Raw genomic sequence first — 906 nt, 5'->3', positions numbered from 1 at the left:
GACACCATAGCGTTTATGCACAGCGTTCAGGAGGGGGCCGCCAGCAAGAGCTACGGCCTCGCCGTTGCGGCACTGGCGGGCGTGCCCAAGGAAGTGATTAAACGTGCGCGGCAAAAGCTTAAAGAGTTGGAGTCACTTTCCAATCACGCTTCTGCCAGCCACGTGGATGGTGCGCAACTGGCACTGTTAACCAGTGAAGAGCCTGCTCCGGCGGTCGAAGCACTGGAAGCGTTGGATCCCGATACGTTAACGCCGCGTCAGGCTCTGGAATGGCTGTATAAACTGAAAGCGATGGTATAGCGTCACGACCACAGCGGCCTTTCTCTGGAGGGCCGCTTTTTATCCCGTCGCTTTGGTGTTGTTATTCGTTACAGTGGTTTTGCGCTTTCATCTGAAATGGCGCGCTGCTGGGCACCAGGCTTTTTACCGTCATCGCCTCTTCCATCGAAGGCACAACGGCAAAATGCGCGCTGAAGGTAAGCAGCACCGCGTCCTCCGAGGATTTACGCACCTGTAAGTAACGTTTTTCCATCACGATATTGTTTACCACCGGGTAGGTGACACCGGTAAAACAATCAGCAAATACCGCCGCATCGGCCATATAGCGGTACAAACCACGCATCGCCATCGGTGTGGTCGGCAACGGCGCTTGGGTCGCCGTCAGGCGATAGGTGTTGGACGATACGATTGGCGCACCGTCTCGATCGAGCATTTCCAGACCATTTTCCAGCGGTCTGAAATAGCTTTTTTCGCCTTGCACATCGGTGAGCACCAGCTTATCCGCCGTGCGCGCCCATTTACCATAGGTCGCAAACACGCGATTGCCAGGGCGATCGGTTTGATAATGATGTTGTAGTATGAACGTACCATTTTCAGCCAGGAATAATGAAGTATCGATACCGGCAC

The 906-nt window shown here is 54.3% G+C and carries 2 protein-coding genes; one reads left to right on the top strand and one right to left on the bottom strand.

The window, feature by feature from the left end; translation table 11 throughout:
* Positions 1-300, top strand: a 300-nt coding sequence (locus J5224_RS30785; RefSeq protein WP_413544750.1) for a MutS-related protein, incomplete at its 5' end; no start/stop codon positions are given.
* Between the two features lie 61 nt (positions 301-361).
* Here the strand turns inward: J5224_RS30785 and J5224_RS30780 are convergent.
* A partial coding sequence (locus tag J5224_RS30780; RefSeq protein WP_264628821.1) for a copper resistance protein NlpE N-terminal domain-containing protein occupies positions 362-906 on the bottom strand: 545 nt, incomplete at its 5' end.

The sequence above is a fragment of the Candidatus Symbiopectobacterium sp. NZEC135 genome (assembly GCF_025962695.1).
The sequence above is the reverse complement of the archived record's forward strand: the minus strand, read 5'-3'. Positions and strand labels throughout refer to the sequence as shown.